The sequence below is a fragment of the Streptomyces sp. NPDC048419 genome, from assembly GCF_043200415.1.
GTDB lineage: Bacteria > Actinomycetota > Actinomycetes > Streptomycetales > Streptomycetaceae > Streptomyces.
In genome coordinates, this window is record NZ_JBICXT010000035.1 from 1 (window position 1) to 16,929 (window position 16,929).

The 16,929-nt window shown below is 69.1% G+C and carries 22 protein-coding genes and 1 pseudogene; 17 read left to right on the forward strand and 6 right to left on the reverse strand.

Annotated elements, in window-relative coordinates; genetic code table 11:
* Positions 1 to 956: 956 nt before the first annotated feature.
* From ACGFYN_RS41520 to ACGFYN_RS41575, 12 genes are all read left to right on the forward strand, one after another.
* The gene (locus ACGFYN_RS41520; RefSeq protein ID WP_393871196.1) at positions 957 to 1,529 is read left to right on the forward strand and encodes a hypothetical protein; all 573 of its coding nucleotides are present in this window, start codon (positions 957 to 959) and stop codon (positions 1,527 to 1,529) included.
* Between the two features lie 32 nt (positions 1,530 to 1,561).
* Complete coding sequence (locus tag ACGFYN_RS41525) at positions 1,562 to 1,924, forward strand: hypothetical protein (RefSeq protein WP_393871197.1); 363 nt, start codon at positions 1,562 to 1,564, stop codon at positions 1,922 to 1,924.
* Between the two features lie 116 nt (positions 1,925 to 2,040).
* The gene (locus tag ACGFYN_RS41530; RefSeq protein WP_393871198.1) at positions 2,041 to 2,448 is read left to right on the forward strand and encodes a DUF2958 domain-containing protein; all 408 of its coding nucleotides are present in this window, start codon (positions 2,041 to 2,043) and stop codon (positions 2,446 to 2,448) included.
* A 65-nt stretch (positions 2,449 to 2,513) separates the two neighbouring features.
* Positions 2,514 to 2,879 carry a hypothetical protein gene (locus ACGFYN_RS41535; RefSeq protein ID WP_393871199.1) on the forward strand — a complete coding sequence of 122 codons (366 nt, stop codon included), beginning with the start codon at positions 2,514 to 2,516 and terminating at the stop codon, positions 2,877 to 2,879.
* A 26-nt stretch (positions 2,880 to 2,905) separates the two neighbouring features.
* Positions 2,906 to 3,193 (forward strand): hypothetical protein, encoded by a 288-nt coding sequence (locus ACGFYN_RS41540; RefSeq protein WP_393871200.1) that lies wholly within the window; start codon positions 2,906 to 2,908, stop codon positions 3,191 to 3,193.
* A 192-nt stretch (positions 3,194 to 3,385) separates the two neighbouring features.
* Positions 3,386 to 4,186, forward strand: coding sequence for a hypothetical protein (locus ACGFYN_RS41545; RefSeq protein ID WP_393871201.1), 801 nt, complete (start codon positions 3,386 to 3,388; stop codon positions 4,184 to 4,186).
* 65 nt (positions 4,187 to 4,251) lie between these two features.
* Entirely contained in the window at positions 4,252 to 4,695 is a 444-nt protein-coding gene (locus tag ACGFYN_RS41550; protein ID WP_393871202.1) for a hypothetical protein, read from the forward strand.
* Positions 4,696 to 4,868: 173 nt separating this feature from the next.
* Entirely contained in the window at positions 4,869 to 5,108 is a 240-nt protein-coding gene (locus ACGFYN_RS41555) for a hypothetical protein (RefSeq protein ID WP_393871203.1), read from the forward strand.
* A gap of 85 nt (positions 5,109 to 5,193) precedes the next feature.
* Positions 5,194 to 5,565, forward strand: coding sequence for a hypothetical protein (locus tag ACGFYN_RS41560; protein WP_393871204.1), 372 nt, complete (start codon positions 5,194 to 5,196; stop codon positions 5,563 to 5,565).
* A gap of 128 nt (positions 5,566 to 5,693) precedes the next feature.
* Positions 5,694 to 7,352: a ParB/RepB/Spo0J family partition protein gene (locus ACGFYN_RS41565; RefSeq protein ID WP_393871205.1), complete on the forward strand. Its 1,659-nt coding sequence runs from the start codon at positions 5,694 to 5,696 to the stop codon at positions 7,350 to 7,352.
* 352 nt (positions 7,353 to 7,704) lie between these two features.
* Positions 7,705 to 8,331, forward strand: a complete 627-nt coding sequence (locus ACGFYN_RS41570; RefSeq protein WP_393871206.1) for a hypothetical protein — start codon at positions 7,705 to 7,707, stop codon at positions 8,329 to 8,331.
* Positions 8,332 to 8,504: 173 nt separating this feature from the next.
* A complete protein-coding gene (locus tag ACGFYN_RS41575; protein ID WP_393871207.1) occupies positions 8,505 to 8,633 on the forward strand; it encodes a hypothetical protein in 129 nt (42 codons plus the stop codon).
* 97 nt (positions 8,634 to 8,730) lie between these two features.
* Here ACGFYN_RS41575 and ACGFYN_RS41580 read toward each other — a convergent pair whose 3' ends face one another.
* Positions 8,731 to 9,369 (reverse strand): hypothetical protein, encoded by a 639-nt coding sequence (locus ACGFYN_RS41580; RefSeq protein ID WP_393871208.1) that lies wholly within the window; start codon positions 9,367 to 9,369, stop codon positions 8,731 to 8,733.
* A 385-nt stretch (positions 9,370 to 9,754) separates the two neighbouring features.
* On the opposite strand from ACGFYN_RS41580, the gene ACGFYN_RS41585 reads away from it, so the two are divergent.
* Positions 9,755 to 10,258 (forward strand): hypothetical protein, encoded by a 504-nt coding sequence (locus ACGFYN_RS41585; protein WP_393871209.1) that lies wholly within the window; start codon positions 9,755 to 9,757, stop codon positions 10,256 to 10,258.
* A gap of 217 nt (positions 10,259 to 10,475) precedes the next feature.
* Here ACGFYN_RS41585 and ACGFYN_RS41590 read toward each other — a convergent pair whose 3' ends face one another.
* On the reverse strand, positions 10,476 to 10,685 hold the full coding sequence (locus tag ACGFYN_RS41590; protein WP_393871210.1) for a hypothetical protein: 210 nt from the start codon (positions 10,683 to 10,685) through the stop codon (positions 10,476 to 10,478).
* On the reverse strand, positions 10,682 to 11,062 hold the full coding sequence (locus ACGFYN_RS41595; protein WP_393871211.1) for a DUF6415 family natural product biosynthesis protein: 381 nt from the start codon (positions 11,060 to 11,062) through the stop codon (positions 10,682 to 10,684). Before ACGFYN_RS41595 ends, ACGFYN_RS41590 begins: the two co-directional genes overlap by 4 nt.
* 233 nt (positions 11,063 to 11,295) lie before the next feature.
* On the opposite strand from ACGFYN_RS41595, the gene ACGFYN_RS41600 reads away from it, so the two are divergent.
* The 4 genes from ACGFYN_RS41600 to ACGFYN_RS41615 all read left to right on the forward strand — a co-directional run bounded on the left by ACGFYN_RS41600 (position 11,296) and on the right by ACGFYN_RS41615 (position 14,074).
* A complete protein-coding gene (locus tag ACGFYN_RS41600) occupies positions 11,296 to 11,562 on the forward strand; it encodes a hypothetical protein (protein WP_393871212.1) in 267 nt (88 codons plus the stop codon).
* A complete protein-coding gene (locus tag ACGFYN_RS41605; RefSeq protein ID WP_393871213.1) occupies positions 11,528 to 12,061 on the forward strand; it encodes a DUF6879 family protein in 534 nt (177 codons plus the stop codon). Before ACGFYN_RS41600 ends, ACGFYN_RS41605 begins: the two co-directional genes overlap by 35 nt.
* Positions 12,062 to 12,088: 27 nt before the next feature.
* A complete protein-coding gene (locus ACGFYN_RS41610; protein WP_393871214.1) occupies positions 12,089 to 12,943 on the forward strand; it encodes a Scr1 family TA system antitoxin-like transcriptional regulator in 855 nt (284 codons plus the stop codon).
* A 420-nt stretch (positions 12,944 to 13,363) separates the two neighbouring features.
* Positions 13,364 to 14,074 (forward strand): hypothetical protein, encoded by a 711-nt coding sequence (locus ACGFYN_RS41615; RefSeq protein ID WP_393871215.1) that lies wholly within the window; start codon positions 13,364 to 13,366, stop codon positions 14,072 to 14,074.
* A 114-nt stretch (positions 14,075 to 14,188) separates the two neighbouring features.
* Here ACGFYN_RS41615 and ACGFYN_RS41620 read toward each other — a convergent pair whose 3' ends face one another.
* From ACGFYN_RS41620 to ACGFYN_RS41630, 3 genes and pseudogenes are all read right to left on the reverse strand, one after another.
* Entirely contained in the window at positions 14,189 to 15,076 is an 888-nt protein-coding gene (locus ACGFYN_RS41620; RefSeq protein ID WP_393871216.1) for an ATP/GTP-binding protein, read from the reverse strand.
* On the reverse strand, positions 15,070 to 15,663 hold the full coding sequence (locus ACGFYN_RS41625; protein ID WP_393871217.1) for a hypothetical protein: 594 nt from the start codon (positions 15,661 to 15,663) through the stop codon (positions 15,070 to 15,072). Before ACGFYN_RS41625 ends, ACGFYN_RS41620 begins: the two co-directional genes overlap by 7 nt.
* 702 nt (positions 15,664 to 16,365) lie before the next feature.
* Positions 16,366 to 16,806: pseudogene (locus ACGFYN_RS41630) on the reverse strand (Scr1 family TA system antitoxin-like transcriptional regulator); the annotation flags it as partial.
* Positions 16,807 to 16,929: the final 123 nt, after the last annotated feature.

The following is a 16,929-nucleotide window of genomic DNA, read 5'->3' on the forward strand; positions in this document are numbered from 1 at the left end:
CTCTGCCTCCGGCAGCCGAATACTCGCTTCGCTCGTTTCGCGCGTCCCCGCGCGAATTGCCCGCCTCCGGCGGGGCGGTTTGCAATACGGCCTCCGGCCTTATTGCATAACGTGCGTGCCTCCGGCACGAAAGGCGCTGGTTTGGTTTTGTGGGTGGGGAGTTGGGAATTGAGTTGAGGGGGCGTCATATCCGGTTTCTGGGCCCGGTTTTCGGGTGCGGGGAAGGCGGGAATCTCCGATTCCCTTGCGGGGGGAGGAAGTTGGGGAATCTCCGATTCCCTGAAAGACGGAAAAGGCCTGATTGGTATTCCGTGGAAAAGAATACACCACGGAATACGAGAAAAGGGGGGTTCGGTTCGGGCCCCTCCGGGACCCGAACCCCCGGCCCCGGGCCGGGGGTTCACTGCCTCCGGCAGCTCCCCCCGGCTGCGACCCGTCCGACCGGCCGCGCCCGCGCCCTGTACGAGGACGACAGACCGACTGCCCGAGCCACCAGCCCGGGCAGCCCTCACAGCCCCACACAGGAGCCTCCAGGCTCCTCGACGACCAACTCACCACACGGGAACTGACGACCCCTAGGCGAGCCCACATGACACCAGGAGGGCGACACCCCAGCACCGCCCCACAACCCCACACACGGGCCCACACAACCCAGGGCAGACCTCACCGCCAACACAGCGCGGAGGCACCAGCCGACGCGCAACCAACCAGACCCCGACCTCCATCCCCGAAGCCATCCCACACATCCACACCTACATACAGGCACAAGGAACAGCAGAAGGGGATGTCAGCAACCCGACCACGCGCACACGGCCCTCCGACCAGCCACGACCCCAAGCCGGCCCCTGACGTCAACGTGACAGATCTGGGAGGCAGTTGAGGTGACAGGTTGAGGTGAGAGTTGTTGTGAGGGTTGCTGCGAAGCCCGTTTCGAGATTAGAATTAGCATCGTCTAAATGGACGATCGAGGGGGACCCCAGGGCATGGCAACTCCATTGGAGCAGGCACGCGGCGGGCGCATCGCCGTGGCTACATTCGCGGCTCAGCGAGCCGAACATGCGCCATTCAGCATCGATGGTTTCACCGCTGTCGCAGTATCCGCCGTCGACGCGTACTCCAGGCACCACCAGGGCTCGCCCTTCCAGGAGCAGGCGGAAAGGAACATGGCGGACGCTCTGTCCACTCTCGGCTATGTGGCAGTCGACGTTTTCCATTACATGGATGGCAAGACGAAGGTGGCCGATCTCTACACCCACGCAGTCCGAATTGCTGCGACCGGAATTTGGGGAGTCGGCCAGTACGCACCGGAAGACATTCTGGAGGAATCCAACGCGGCCGCATTGCTGGCGGCTCTGTCCTTCAAGTGCTCGGCAATGTGGGACGACACCAGCGAAGTCGAAATGCTCGAAGATTCCTATGCCCGCTACGCGTCCGACGCGGAAGAAACACGACTTGTTTTCGCCCGACGCGTCAGGCAGTTGGTAGAGACCGAGAGCGCCATGGGAATGGCGGAGCGGCAACTCCGCTGAGGTTCGCAACCCACCACCGAAGGGGAAAGATCATGCGCAGTGTGTATCCCAACTTCCCGTCACAGCCCGGAGTTCCGCGCGGGGGCTACACGTACTACGCCGTGACGGCCCGCTTCCCGAACGGGCGTGAGGTCGAGGTAGGCGAGTGGCAAGGGGACGCCGAGAAGGCCGGAGAGGCCGCCCTGAAGGCGTACGAGCGGTACTACCGGGACGCGTGCGTCGAAGTCCTTTGCGACGGCGGCCCGTTCGCGTACGTGACGCACGACCCGCGAACCCCCGAGAGGACCCCGTTCCTGTGCCAGTCGGGGTTTTGCTGGCACCCCGCGTGCGGCCAGGTGCCTCCGGAGGAGTGTGGTTGCCGCGACCGGATCGAGCGAAGGGGTGGCGTCGCATAACCCTTCGAGGGTATAGTTAGCATCGTCGGGGACGGCGGCAACCGATCCCGGCACAACCCACCAAGCGGGGGCGGCGGAGCGGCCGCCCCCGCACCAGACAGAAGGAGCACTCTCCTATGGGGCATGACCGTCCGTCTTCCGTGACCCTGCCGAACGGCGTCGAGTGGTCGGTTCCGGCCGACACACTCCGCACCCGGCGTGGTCACGACTTCTACCCCACGCTCGGCCAGCGCGCTGCGATCCCCCCGCTGTACAGCACCGAGAACACCCCCGTCCCGGAGAAGATCGTCCATCTGCACTTCTTCGGACTCTCGTGCATGGACTGGTTCGTGACCGAACTCGACCCCACCTGCGGTCTCGCGTTCGGCTGGGCCTGCATCTCGCAGGGCGAATGGGGCTACTTCCTGCTGCCCGAGCTGGAGGCGATCTCCTACGGCCCGGGACTGGTCATCGAGCGCGACCTGCACTGGGAGCCCAAGCCGGTCCGCGACGTGCCGCAGATCGCACGCGTCGGCCGCTTCTGACTCCGTCCGGGGCGGGGGTGCCCGGCAAGGCGCCCCCGCCCCTTTCAACCCACCAGGGGAGCATCGTGTTCTACGAGGACGAGACGACGGCCGACGCCTTGCAGGCCGACCACGAAGCCAAGGTGGACACCGACCTGCAGCAGGCCGAGATGGAAAGCGCCGCGCGCCGGTCCGAAGCCCACGAGAAGGCCGGATACTGCGCGCACCTGAGCGCCGTGGGCTACCTCCCCGCGCCGGTCTACGAGGAGCAGCGCGGTTTGCAGCCGGACCAGCTCCGCTGCACGGGCGGTTGCGCCACGGTGTTCGAGTCGGACGAAGCTTGGTACGCCGCCCTCAACGCCCCAGAGCTGAACCCCGTCAAGCGCACCGGCCGCCGAGGCGCGACGCCGCTCCGGCAGGCCGACAGCGCCAAGCCGAGCGGGGGCGCATGATGCGGGAAACCCCGTTCCCCCGCCCGATGAACAGCACCGAGGCCCGCGAACTGTGGGCCATCATCGGGCGCGTCATGTCCGACAGCGCCCGCGACGCCGCCAGCCAGACCGGCATCCCTCCTCACCGGCTCTTCAAGACGGTTGCGCGTGAGACCGTCCTCCGCGAAGTGACCGCCGTGTTCCTGCGCGCCAATGGGCGCGGAGCGCTCCCCCGGGAGTCCGCCGAGGAGGCCCGCGCGTACCTGACTCACGCACTGCTCACGTTCATCGAGCGAGGACGCGCCGCCCTGCACACAGACCCACCCCGCCCGTAGGCGAGCCAGACGGCCCCACCGGCCGCCCGCGATGAGCGCGGAGCGCTTCCGCCCCCTCCCCGAGTGCGGAGCGCTCCGCGCGCCCCACTGCCGCGTAGCGGCAGCGCGACGCCTCTGCGGAGCAGAGCGCGCGCCGGAAATGGGCGGCAACCCACTTCCGGCACCAACCCACCATTTTGAAGGAGCCCACGCATGGACCTCACGCCTCTGGCCATCGAGACCCCTTCCGGCTCTGTACACGCCTTCAGCGAGCCCAAAGGCGACGACGCCGTGATCTACACACTCGGGGGCGCACTGCGCGGCACCATCCACGTCACCGGCACCCACCACCCGCACCACTGGGACCAGTTCACCGCACTGCGCGCCACCTTCGGAGCCGCCGACGCCATGGCAGAACTCCCGCCCGCCGACTCCCTGCCGCGACTGCGCAACAGCACGGCCCGCCACACCGGCAACCTTCTGATGTGGGACGGCCCTGCCGGTCCCCAGCGAGAACAGAGCACGATCCAGTCCGCATCCGGCAGGCCCCCGGCCCCCGCGACGGCCGAAACACTGCGCACCGTCCTGTATGCCATCGCCGAGGACGCCGCCCGCCGCCCCGACCGGGCCCGCATACTCGATGCCTCCCGCGTACGCGAGACCCCCGCACTCCTGCGGTTTTTCGAGTGCTCCCGCGCCAACTCGCTGGCCGACATCGCACGTTACGAGCGCCGCGCGGCCCGAGACCGGCGCCAGGTCCGGATTGTCACCGCCGCCTGGTGGGCCGCCGCACAGTGGCTCGCCGCCCAGCCCCATCCCGTCCTGCCACTGCTGCTGGCCGACCGCCCCCGCACACTCGCCCGCGACATCTACGCCTGCACACAGGGCGCCGCCGCCTACGAGGACGCCGCCGCCCAGGAACGCCGCCGCATGCAGCGCTTTGCGGCCGAAGCCGCCTCCCTCCGTGCCCAGATGCGGCCAGACCGGCGCAACGCCGCCAACTCCACCCACTGACACACGCCCGCCCGCAGGGTCGGACTGCCGCCGGTCCGGCCCTGCCTCGAACGGAAGGAACGCCCGTGCCCGACAGCACCGCCGGCCCGCGCCGCGAACTTTGCGCCGACGAGGTCACCGTGACCACCGACACGGGCGGCCGCCCCGTCATCCTGCTGCCCTACGACATCATCGCCGCCCTGAACACCTCCTCCCGCAGGGACGTCAAGGACTACGGGATCGAGGGATCCGAGTCCCGCCACTACGCCGCCAGCTCCTGGGAGGCCCGCACCATCCAGACGATTTTCGACGCTCTCACCGCCTGCCCCGACGTCGAGGACAGCGACAAGCACTCCGTCAGGTACGGCAACTTCTACGGCGCCGTCGTAGCTCACCGCCACTGGAACCAGGACACCCGTTGGTGGGCCAACTACCGCCGCGACCGCAACGAGTGGCCGCGCGGCAACCTGGTCATGCTCCACCGCTACCCCGGGCACCGCGAACACCTGACCGTCTATTTCGGCGACTGAACCCGCCCGGGGCAGCCCACCGCACACCGAGCCGCCCCGGCCCGCACGCCAGCCCCAGGCTCCCGCCCCGCCACCTGCCCCACACTCGCCGCCCGGTCACAGCGCCGAACCCTGCCCGTTGCGCGGCCGGCCGACGACGCCCCCTCACGGCAGCCCGCACCCGAAGGAGACCTGTGTTCCTGATCGTCCCCGATCCTGCCCACGGCCTCGTCGCCGCCCCCGAGTCCGAAGCCGACCTCAACCCGCTCACCGAACAGTCCCTCACCGCCCAGGGGTTCACCTGGCACAGCGGAATCGAGGCCTACACCCGCACGGCCGACAGCAGCCCCGAAGCCGTCGACCGCACCGCCCGCACACTCCGCGACCTGGGCCACTACGTACTCGCCTCCTGGCACCCCCTGCCCGGCAGGTGACGAACCCGCACACCGGACCCCGGGCCGCCTCCGGACCACCGCCCCCCCACCCGCCGCACACGGCGCCGAACAGGAAGTCGACTCCATGACCACCGGGCACGACCCACCACCCGCCAACCCCCGCCAGGCCAAGGGCTTTCTCGTCACCCTGTCGCTCCCGCCGACCGTTCCCGCATCCCGCCTTGAACCGTGCGACGTCTTCGCCCTCCCCGAGCAGCCCCGCCACCCGCTCACCATGGACGACGTCAGGCCGCACCCGGTCCTCACCGGGCGCCTGCTGGTCGATCTGCGCGGCGTGAGCGAGCCACTCACGCTCTGCGCCACCGAGCCCGTTCACCCGCTCTCGATGCCCCGCCGCGTGGAAGTCACCTGCCAGCTGTGCGAGGCGATGACGACGATGCCCCTCGATCTCGTCACACACGGCGAGCCGCAGACGTGGGTGTGCCGTCTGCACTGACGCCCCGGCCGTGAGCGGCGAGATCAACGGCTTGACACCCACCCGCGCGAGGGTAGAATTATTACTGCCGATTCGGGCGGCAACCCGGACCGGCACAACCCACCAAGTGATCTAGGAGCAATCCTCACGTGAGCACCACACCCCAGGTGCGCGCAGCCCTGCTGCGCGCCGATCAGATCCATGCCAACCCGCGCAACGTCCGCCACAGCCTCGAACTCGACGAGGAATTCCTCGACTCCATCGGGGAGAACGGCGTGCTGGTCCCCGTCGTGGTCGTCCAGCAGGACGAGGAGGGCCCGGACGCGGAGGCCGCCTACGAGCTCAAGATGGGCCACCGCCGGCACGCAGCCGCCCGGCTGCGCGGGATCGAGTCCGTCCCCTCGCTCATCCTGGATGCCTCGCTGCGCGAGGCGGGCCAGGACTACATCGAGCAGCTGATCGAGAACGATGCCTCGTTCCGCCGCGCGCTCAGCCCGCTGGAGCAGGCCGACGCCCTGTTCGGCGCACTGGAGGACGGCGCGAGCATCGCCACCGTCGCCCGCCGCACCGGCCGCAGCAAGGAACAGATCAACCAGGCCGCCGAGACCGCCAAGCGGCTGGGCCAGGGCACCCGCACCGTGCTGGAGGCCCACGACGCCTACGGCATCGACCTCGAAGTCCTCGCCGCCCTCGCCGAGTTCGACGACGACCCCAACGCCGTCGCCCGCCTGATCAAGGCCCACCAGAACGGCACCTTCACCTACGAGCTCAGCCAGGAGCGCACCGAGCGCACCGAACGGACGGCCCGCGAAGCCCGCTGTGCCGAGCTCAAGCGGGACGGGATCCGGCTGTGGGAGGACGCCACCAACCTCCCGCCGCGCGCCAAGTGGCTTGAGGACCTGGTTGACGGCGACGGTGAGGACCTGGACGAGGCCGCCCATGTCCGCTGCCCCGGCCACGCCGTGGTGTGGGACGACACCGGCAGCGCCGACCCGGCCGCCGTCGCCGCCCTGTGCCTCAACCCCACCGCCTACCACCACTACACCCCCGGCACCGAACCCACCGCCCACCACGCTCCCAGCACAGCGGCCGCCACCGGCGAGGCGGAGGACGACGAGGACGCACCGAAGGACGAGACAGAGGAAGACGAGGAAGCCAAGCAGGCAGCCGCCGAAAAGGCCGAACGCGCCCGCGCCGAAGCCGAATCCAAGGCGGCCGCCGAGGCCGCCGAGCGGAAGAAGGAGCACCACCGCAAGATCGCCGGAAACAAGGCCTACCGTGCCGCGATCGAAGCCCGCCGCACGTTCCTGCGACAACTGCTCACCCGCAAGAGCGCACCCAAGCCGCTCGCCGCCTGGGTGACCCGGACCCTGCTGACCTGCCCCAAGCCCGTGCAGTCCTGGACCGGCGACACCACCCGCTCCGCGATCCTCGCCGATCTACTCTCCATCGGCACCGATGAGAAGAAGGCAGCCAGCGCACAGGAGCGGGCCACCTGGACCGGCAGCAGCGCCACGCCCACCCGCCTGCTCCTCGTCAACTTCGCGGTGATCGCCGCCTGTTACGAGAAACGGATCGAGAAGCCCAACACCTGGCGCCAGGACCAGCCCGAATGGGACACCGAAGAAATCCGGGCCGACGCCCGCGTCTGGCTCACGTTCCTGGCCGAACTCGGCCACCAACTCTCCCCCGTTGAACGCGACGTCATCGACGACACCCCGTTCGAGATCGACGAAGAGCCCGCCGCGACACCACTCGACGACGCGGACAGCAGCCAACCCGCCCAGCCCGCCGACGCCGAAGACTGAGCACCACGGCTGGGGCGTCCGCTCGGACGCCCCAGCCCTCTCCCGGCCCCAAGCCGCACCCCTGCCGCCCGACACGGGCCCACCCGAGCACCGCAGGACGCCGCCACCCGGCTAAAACCGCGCAGCCACAGCTGCGTCGTCCTCGCCGGCGGCCAGGACCCAGCGCACTGCCCCCGCGCGTGGGGCTAGAAAAGCTCGGCCACACCATGCTCACCGCCAGCCAGCTGGCGACCTCCCACGAATCTTGGAAACAGGCCATGAGGTGCGGCGACACCCCCCCTGCGACCGGCCAAGGGGATCCCGGCCCGCTGTGCCCACCGCCCCCACCCGCTGATGCGAAGGAAGCATCCCCGTGCAGCTCGATCCGCGCCGCGGCGCACTCTGCGTGATCCAGGCGACCATCACCACCCCCTCAGGGCAGGCCGAGTTCGTCTCGCTGGCCATGCCCACCGCCCCCCACGGCATCCCCGCCTGGCAGCTGCCCATCGTCGTCTCCTACCTGCACGCCCGCAGCGAGAACAAGAAGCCGCCCACCGCCGCCTCACTCACCGCCCACCTGCACAGCCGGACGCACTCCGCTATCCCCTCCCCGGCCGCCAACTACCCCTACGCCGCCGTGCACGACGAACGCGTCGCCTGCCTGATCAGCCTCACGATGGCGCCCGGACAGGACACCTTCTGGCCCCAGGCCTCACTCGCCCTCCTCCAGCAGGAAAACCGCCCCGTCCGCTGCAGCTGGAGCAGCCTCGAGCACGCACGCGGAACACTCGCCGTCCTTGGCCGCGCCCTGGCCGAAGCCGAAGCCGAACAGTGCCGCCTCGCCGACCTTGTCAGGAACGGACGCCACCCGGCCGCGACCGAACTGCACCACCTGGCCGAACGCGTCACCCACTGGACGCGCAGCATGTATGACATGGCCCGCGCCGCCCACACCGCCGCCCGCGCCGCAGACACCCGCCAAGCCCTGCGCGCCATCTGAGAAACTGCGCGGGACACCGCACGTCCCTGACCGAACTCCCCTTACCGAAGGCGTCATTGATCACGGACCTGCTCGACTCGCGTTTCATCGCAGCAGGCCTCCTCGCCGGCCTCGGCGCTAACACCCACGCCTCCCACGTCATACGTGAGCTGATCGCCGAACGGGCCTGACTGATGGTGTTCCTACTGCCCGCCTACTCGCCCGGCCTCAACCCCGTCGAGTGGGTATGGGTGCACGTCAAGCGCACCGTGGCCAACTTCGCCGTGGTCGCCCTCGATCGGCTAGAGGCCCCTCGTCCGTGACCGGCTCAAACGTTCAGTACCGATCGGCCGCCCTCGACGGTTCATAGCGGGCCGCGGCCTGACCCTCGACGACCCAGCATCACCCTGGCGAGCGAAGTCAGTCCCGAACAGCTGTGGCGCTGAGGGCGTAGCAACTTCCCTCGGTCGCACCGTATTTCTCCGGGTTCATGGGGTAGGTGATCACCGTCGATCCATGCGGTTCCAGGGTGTACTTTGCTGGACTGCCGTCGTTCTTTACAAGCGTCACGCCGTCGACTTGCGGCGAAAACGTTTCCCGTTCATCTGCGGCATTGTCGAAACGGATTTGCGCGATTCGTGCGGGCCGCATCGCCCCACCATCGTTGGATTGCCAGAGTTGCGTCTGGGAGCAATCAACGACCGATCCGCTTACGGGCATGCCTCCGTCCCCTCCGCCCGCGAACGCGTAGGCGACACCGCCGACGGCAAGGGCCAAGCCAGCTCCAGCTGCGGCCAGCAGCCACAGAGGGCGCCTGCCTGCGGTAGGCGGATACGTGGGCATTGGAGGCGTATCGGCGGGGTGTCCTTCCTGCGCTGCGGCCCACCCCTCGATGTAGGTGTCGATGCATTCCTGACAGGTCGCTTGCTCGGGTTCTTCTGCCCGGGGTGCTGAACGGTCGATCGGCGTATCACACATGGCAACCACATCGCCCTTGAGGGCGATGTGTACCACTTCTCTCTGCATGTCCCTCTGGCCCTTCGCGCCGATCACCGCCACGTGAACCACACGGGAACGGCACAGCTACACAACCATGTGAACCTTCTGCAAGCAGACATTCACACCATCAGGCCGTAGTAGATCAGATGAGAGGCTGATCGAGAAGTCTCTGACGCGGCCCCCTCCCTGTCAGACTCTGGTGAGACATCCTGCAAGCCGCCTTCCCGCCACAACTGGTGCCGCTGGTTGGCCGACTTCGGGCTCACCTGCAGGCACCGTGCCGCCTCCGGCGGCTTGGTCTTGGATACGCCACACCGGCCCTATCAGGCACTCCGAGAGAGTTCACCCTGCCGAGCCGAAGTCAGTAATTGGTTTCTGGCATGCGCTTGGCGCGTCCCTGAGCGGGCCGATAGGGACCCCAGACGAGTCCGGCTATCGTCCGGTCATGGACTGGGGAGACGTTCCAGCGTGGGTCGCTCTTGTTGTGGCTGTCGTCGCGGCGGTGTTCAGCGGCATCGCACTGAAACACAGCAGGGACTCCGCACAGGCAGCGAAACAGTCAGCAGTGGCAGCAGATCGATCGGCGACTGCCGCGGAACGCTCGGCGGCGGCAGACGAAGCCACCCTTGCCGAGATGCGGCGTGAGTCGCAGGAGCGACGGGACGCGGAGGCCGAGGCCACGCGGCCCAGGCCTGAGCTGCGCGTCAACCCGATCGGCGGCGTGCGGTACATCGTGCGGAACTACGGCACGGGCCCTGCCGTCAACGTGACGACCGTTCGAGCCGGCAAGCCGGACCAGTGCCGGGACTTGCCGAACGGCGAAACGATCGAAGCGGGCGACGGCCACGAATTCATCATCGTCACCGCGATGGGCATGCCGCTCCCGGCCGCTATCTATGTGACGTGGGACGGTCAAGCGACGCCGGTCGCGTTGCCGGTACCGCAGTGACCTCACACTCCATCGTTGAGAGACACGTAGACCACAGCGGCCTGCTGCCAGCGAAAGCACAGGTCCGCCTCGCCGATGGCTTTCGGCCCTTCGACGAAGCGGACGCTTGTGCCCGCTCCGGCTGGCGCGCTTGCCAACGTTGAGGCCGGAGCAAGCAGTTCAGGGCAAGCCCGTCCGCCCGCCATCGCACGGGCAGAGGCGAGCGGACGGGGGTTTCTCAGATGCGCCCGAGGGCGCGCTCGACGAGCACGCGGGCCAGGATGCGCAGGGCGTCCGGGTCAGGGACAAGCAGGTCGACGTGTGCACGGTGCGCCCAGATATCCCACCCCGGGCCGGAGTTGCCCATCTCGTGGCCGGCGTAGACCGCATCGTCCGGGTCGTCGATCGGCTCGTCGCAGTGGTGGCACACGCGCCGGAGTTGTGTCATGGCCGGCTGCTGAGCTGCTCGTGGTGGTCGACAAGCGCGTTCAGCGCGCGAGCGAGGCGGCGAGCGTAACCGACCCGCCCGCCGTACCTGCGGCACGGTTCGGCCTCGAGTCTGCTGTTCGCTTCCCACACGCAGCCGAGGACGCTGTACCGGGCGATGCTGCCCGGGGTCAGCTGCCGGGCGGCCTGCTGCACCTCGGGGGCGAGGAGCTGAATGTGTCCGCGCAACGTGGCGGTCAGGGCGTCGAGCTGGGCTCCGGTGGGCGGGAGGGCCTCGGGGGCGGCGTCCGGGTCGAGGAGGAGGCGCACGCTGGCGCGCATGGTCTCGAGGTCGACGGGCGCCTCTTCAAGGGCTGGCTCCGGGGCGATAGCTTGCATGTGTCGGCGCTCCTCCACGGCGTTGACCACTCCCGGGGCCGTATCAGCGGCCACCGGGTTTCGTCGTATTCAGCCGACGCTAGGAGCGTGATGGGCAGGACAGCCAGCATTGTGCAGATCTGTGCACACAAGCTCATGCCATGGGCTGACGGCGTGTTAGGCACTCTTGACGGGGCCGCGAAACGGCGTGACGGTGGCGCACAGTCCTGCACAACTCCCCGACGGAGGCGGCCATGTCGCTACGGTTCATCGGCATCGACCCGAACACCGGAGACCACGAATCACCCACGGTGTGGGTCGACGAGAGCAAGCAGGAGATCGTCATTCAGGGATGGAAGCCCGGACCCGGCCTCGCAGCACAGTGCGCGGCCTTCGAGGTACCAGGCCACGCCGCAGGCATCCCCGAGAGTGAGGCCGTAGTCCGTGTCCCCGCCAGGATGGCGCCGATGATCAGGGAGGCGTGCGATGCCGTCGAACGTGCCGCCGCCCGCGTTCACTGAGCTCCTGGCCGGCGCCACCCGCTCGGCCGTCCACCTCGAGATGCGCGACACCTACGCCGTCGACTACGAGTCCGGCCCCTTCGCCGCATGGCGGCGAGGCCACCGGCTCGACCCGGCAGACCGTGCCTCCTGGTGGCGGCCCTGGCTCGACCTGGTCGAGGAAACCGTCACACGCGGCGTCGTCATCCGGCGGGCCCGCATCGTGTCGGAGCCGGTCAGCGAGTACACCCGCTTCCTGCACAGCTTCACCTTCACCAACGTCGTAGCCGGGGAGGAGGTGCGCTGGCTGCCCCGCCGGCGCGCCTCGGACATCGCCCTGCCGGGCAACGACTTCTGGCTCTTCGACGATCACACAGTTCTCTGGAACCACTTCACCGGCGACGGTACGTCCGCAGGCGGAGAGGTCGCCGTGGATCCGGCCGCGGCGAAGCTGTGCGCGGAGGCCTTCGAGACGGTGTGGGCCCGGGGCATCCCCCACGACCGCTACGAGATCCACTGACCCAGCGAACACCGGACAGGCCCGCTCATGCCCCTCTCTCCCTCCTCGTCCGCGCAAGCAGCGCGCGAGGTAGTCGCCCAGCGGCTGCGCGACCTGCGCAAGAGCGCCGGGCTGACGGTCACTGAGCTGGCCAGCCGATGCAACTGGCACCACGCCAAGACATCGCGCATCGAAAACGCCCGTACAGCGCCCACCGCCACGGACATCCGCCTGTGGTGCCGCGCCTGCGAGCTCCCCGGCCAGGCAGAGGACCTGATCACTCAGTCCCTGCACGCCGAATCGATGTACACGGAATGGCGCACCCAGGTGCGGGCGGGGCTCAAGGCGTTGCAGGACAGCGAGCCACGGCTGTTCAAAGACACCGAACTGTTCCGGATCTACTCCTCAACGCTCGTGCCGGGCCTGCTCCAGACCGAGGGCTACGCCGCCGGCATCCTCTCGATCAGCGCCCGCTTCCGCGACCTACCGATCGACGACAGCGCGGAGGCCGCACACGCCCGCGTCGCACGCTCCCGCATCATCCACGAGCCGGGCCACCGCTTCGTGTTCGTCGTCGAGGAAGACGCCCTACGGCACCAGATCTGCGGCACCGAGGAGATGGCCGCACAGCTCGGCTTCCTCCTCACCGCCGGCGCCCTGCCCCAGGTCTCCCTCGGCATCATCCCCATGAACGCGGCCGCCCGGGCACAGTGGCCGCGCGAGACCTTCCACGTCTACGACGACACGCTGGTGTCGGTCGAACTCATCTCCGCCCGAGTCAAGATCACACAGCCATCAGAGATCACCCTCTACCTGCGCGCGTTCGAGCAACTGCGCGCACACGCGGTGTACGGCGCACAGGCCCGAGCCCTGATCGTGAAAGCCATCGACGCACTGAGATGAAGCCGGCACCCTCACCCAGCGAGGATCCCGGCGGTCTGCCACCGCACAATTACGGGATGGCTTCCCGCTTCGCCCGCCCGCTGCCCGAACGGGGCCATGCGACAGGCGGCCAGTCGCCGTCCGGCCGGCCTGCGCGGCCCCCCGGCTCCACGGGTCGGCCTGCGCGGCCGGCTCCCGTCCGAGACGGGCGATTGACACCCCCACCCGCATTGGAGCATTATTATCAACGTCGCTTCAGGGCTGGCGTGCGAATGGCCGGCGGGAAACACCTCACGGTGTCGGCCCAGGGCGGCAACCCCGACCGAACGTCCCACCGGCCATCACGTACTCCAACCCACCAAACGGAAGGAGTACCCCCAGCATACGGACCGACCGCAGATCCCCTACCGCGGATGCCCGCAGCGCCTCTGGAGGCTACCCATGGCACGTGCCCCCGAGCCCAAGACCCTCGAGGTCGACGGTGTCCTCTACGCCAACCGCGCCTGGATCGCCGAGGAGACCGGCGCCAGCATCCCCACCGTCCGCACCTGGTACATCAAGCGGGACACCCAGCCGGCCGAGTCCCGCTTCCCCGAAAAGGGCCCCCGCGTGGAGCGCGAGGACTACTTCAACGTCCAGGAGGTCCTCGCCTTCCACCGCTGGCTGAAGGAGTCCAAGCAGGCCAAGGTGCTGCCCACCGACCCGGCGCTGTATGAGGGCGACCCCGACGACCTGGTCTCCATCAACGACGCCGCCACCTACTTCCACTTCGCCGACGCCTCCGTCATCCGCACCTACGTGAGGAACAACCCCGGCTACTTCGCCGACGTCGCCGGCCACGTCGAAGGCTCGTCCGGACGCCTGCGCCCCGCCTTCCGCCGCGGCGACCTGCAGGACTTCGACCGCCGCCGCAACGGCGACAACACCGGCCGCGCCGGCAGCCCCGGCGGCCCCCGCCCCGAACGCGGCACCCGCACCCCCGAAGTCCAACAGCGCATCGACACCGCCGCCGCCCACCTCACCCAGGCCGGCGGATACCACCACGGCATCGCCGCCGAAATCGCCAGGGCCCACGGCGAACCCACCTGGAAATGGGAACGCGCCGTCAAAGCAGCCCGCGAACAAATCGCCCGCGGCCGCGGTGAGGCATAGGAAAACCAACGCAATCGCCAACCACGGCCAACGTGAGCGAAGGCAAGGCACGCATCGCCGAGGAAGCGTCCCCCTCACCCTGGCGGTGAGACAGCCGGCCTCGCGACCACGCGGTCAGGAGTTGACGGCCTGGGCCTCGCCGATGGCGGTGGTCTGGGTGGTGGTGCGGGTCTCGGTCCACTGCCCGTTGTCGGCGCCCGCCCCGCCTTCGACCTGCCAGATGATGCTCCACGTGGAGGTCGCGGTCACCGTGTAGCGATGGCCGGGCCGGCTGGCGGAGGTGCGGGCGTAGCGGTATCCGCAGTCCGGGGAGTCCGCCAGGCCCATGGACGGCCGGTAGCGCGTGCCGGGACCGTGGCAGAGCACCGGTGTGCCCCCATCCCCCATGCTCCAGATCACCGCGGACACGCGGGCGGTGGCGGTGACCGTGACACCGCCCGCCGTGGCGGTCGCGGTCGCCGGCCCGTACGTGGTCGGACCCTGGTTCACCCACATCCACATCGGCATGCCCACCACATAGTGGCCGCCCGGGCGAGGACTGGCGATGTCCGGCCCGACCAGCTTCATGGAATCCACCGCCTGCCGCGCGAGCGTCTCGGGGTCGATCTGCGGGGCGGCGGGCTGGTTCTGTCCGTTGGCCTGCCACACCAGGCCCACCCGGCCCGTGGCGGGGCAGTTCACCTGGTACACCGCGCCGTCGTCGTCGGGGGTGTGACCGTCCCAGCCGAGGTTGTCGGCCGGCGGCTGCGGATCCAGCCTGGTGTAGGCGCACTTCGGCGCGCCAGAGGCCCGCGAGTGCCGCGCGGCACTGGCCGGCCCTTTGATGTCTGCGGAGCTACGGCCGGGCGCTCTGTTGCCGTCCTGCGCGCACACGGTGATGGTCAGCGGCGCGCCTTCACAGGTGGGGGTGTTGCCCACGCCGGGTCCGTCAGAGGCGTACGCGGTGGGTCCCAGCAGCCCTGCAAGGCAGGCGGCCGCAGCGGCCGCGGCGCGTCTCAGCACGACTGGTCTCCGTGGGGTGTGAAGGCCGTGATGAGCCACTGGCCTTTCCAGCGCTCGGCTTTGGCGGTGGCGAGGTAGCGCAGGGGCTGGCTGGTGGGCATCGGGATGACCGCGTGCTTCTTGGTGCTGTAGGTCTGCCACTGGGAGATGTCCATGCAGTCCGTCAACGTCGCCGTGGGTGTCGTGGCCTTCATGTCGAGGTCCGTGACCTTGGTGCCGTGATGGTTCAGCTCCCCGCGCACGACCGTCCCGGCCGCCTTCATGCGAGCCAGGTCGTTACGGAACTGCCCGAGCGCGTCGAGGGACGCGTACTGCGTCAGCTCGGTGCCGCGGGCATCGGCCTTCTGGTACGCCTTCATCTGCTCCGCCCACATGCGCCGGTAGGTGGTGAGCGCGGCCGTCTTCGCTGCCGCGTCCGGATCAGCCGGCGCCCTCGAGGCCGCGGCGGTGGGGCTCGCCGAGGCGGCCGGCTCCGTCGCGGCCGCCTCGCCACTCTTCGTCCCGGAGTCGCACCCGGCGAGAACTCCCGCCACAGTGACTGCGCACGCGCAAAGACCGAGCGTGCGCATGCGGGTGGTCGTTCGCATCGTTCCCCCTGTGCTCCTGTGGTACGGCGAGCGCCACAGTAGCCGCCCGCGCACCGGTCGTTACAGGCGATTCAACGCCAACCCACACCCCCGACCACGGCCCCAACCGCCCCCGACCATGACGGCCCCAACCCCGACCACGAGCCTGACCACGGCAGGTCACCACGCTGCGCAGGCGCTCTGGCCAAAACCTGCGCAACCGACCACCGACTGCACATCGAAGGAAGCCGGCCACCCGGCTCCACTGCGCAGACCTGCGCACTGCCCCTGGCAGTTGAGCATCAACCCGTCTGCCGGTGCGCGAGGGCTGCGCAATGGTCACGGACGCGAATGCGCAGCAAACTACGCAAGGACGCACCGGCCCCTGCGCCGTTGGACTCACGGGGCCAGCGGATGCGCACCACAGGCACACGTGAGCGGCTCCACCCCCGCAGGTCATCTGCCGTGAGGGGAGCCGTGCGCGTCGGGGCGGTCAGCCGAACCAGACGACGCCGACGACACGCAGGCGCCCAGCCAGGCGATCGGCCCGACAGGCGGCGGCGAACCGTCCACCGGAGGCGGCGCAGCGCCCTTCGGCGGCGATGTCCTCGAAGGGGCTGTACTCGCCAGCTCGCGGACTTCGCTGTTCAGCGGCGTACCCACAGCGCGCACCTCCCGGCGGTCAGAGCCGCCCCGAGGCAACTCTCGGCAGGTCTGGGTGCCGTTGAGCTCACGACGTGCGTGGCTGACCAGGCTCTGGGCGCCGGTGCCGAACATGGCCGACTCTCGCAGGGTGCGCCAGGTGGGCAGGTACAGCGCGATCGAGTCGGCGTCATCGACCCAGAGTTCGGCGTGCCAGACCTCGACCATGACAAGTCGCTCGTCATGCACTCAGAAGCCGCCGGTCGGCGGGACCTTCAGCGAGACAGTAAAGGGGATGATTCCGAGCCGCACGGCGTCGAGGCCGATCAAGCCGGTAAGGCGGTCGAGCTGCGCGGCAAGTACCGAGGGCGGAAAGATCAGGGACCTCAGCCCGGCCTTACCGATCAGGATCTCGAACTGCTTGTGGGCGTCGTACAAGCGCTCTTGGCGCTTGAGGCGAGAGCGCACGGCCGCTTCGGTGTCGCGGGGTGAGCGGTGGAGCTCTGCGTACCGGTTGAACACATGCCCCCGCCGACGGGCTGACAAGCTCAATCCGGATCGCAAAAGCGCTCTGGAAGTTCTGGGCATGCGCTGGCGAGAGCCGCGCTCCCTGAGGGCGTGCCGCAAAGCCGGGTGGGCCCGTGC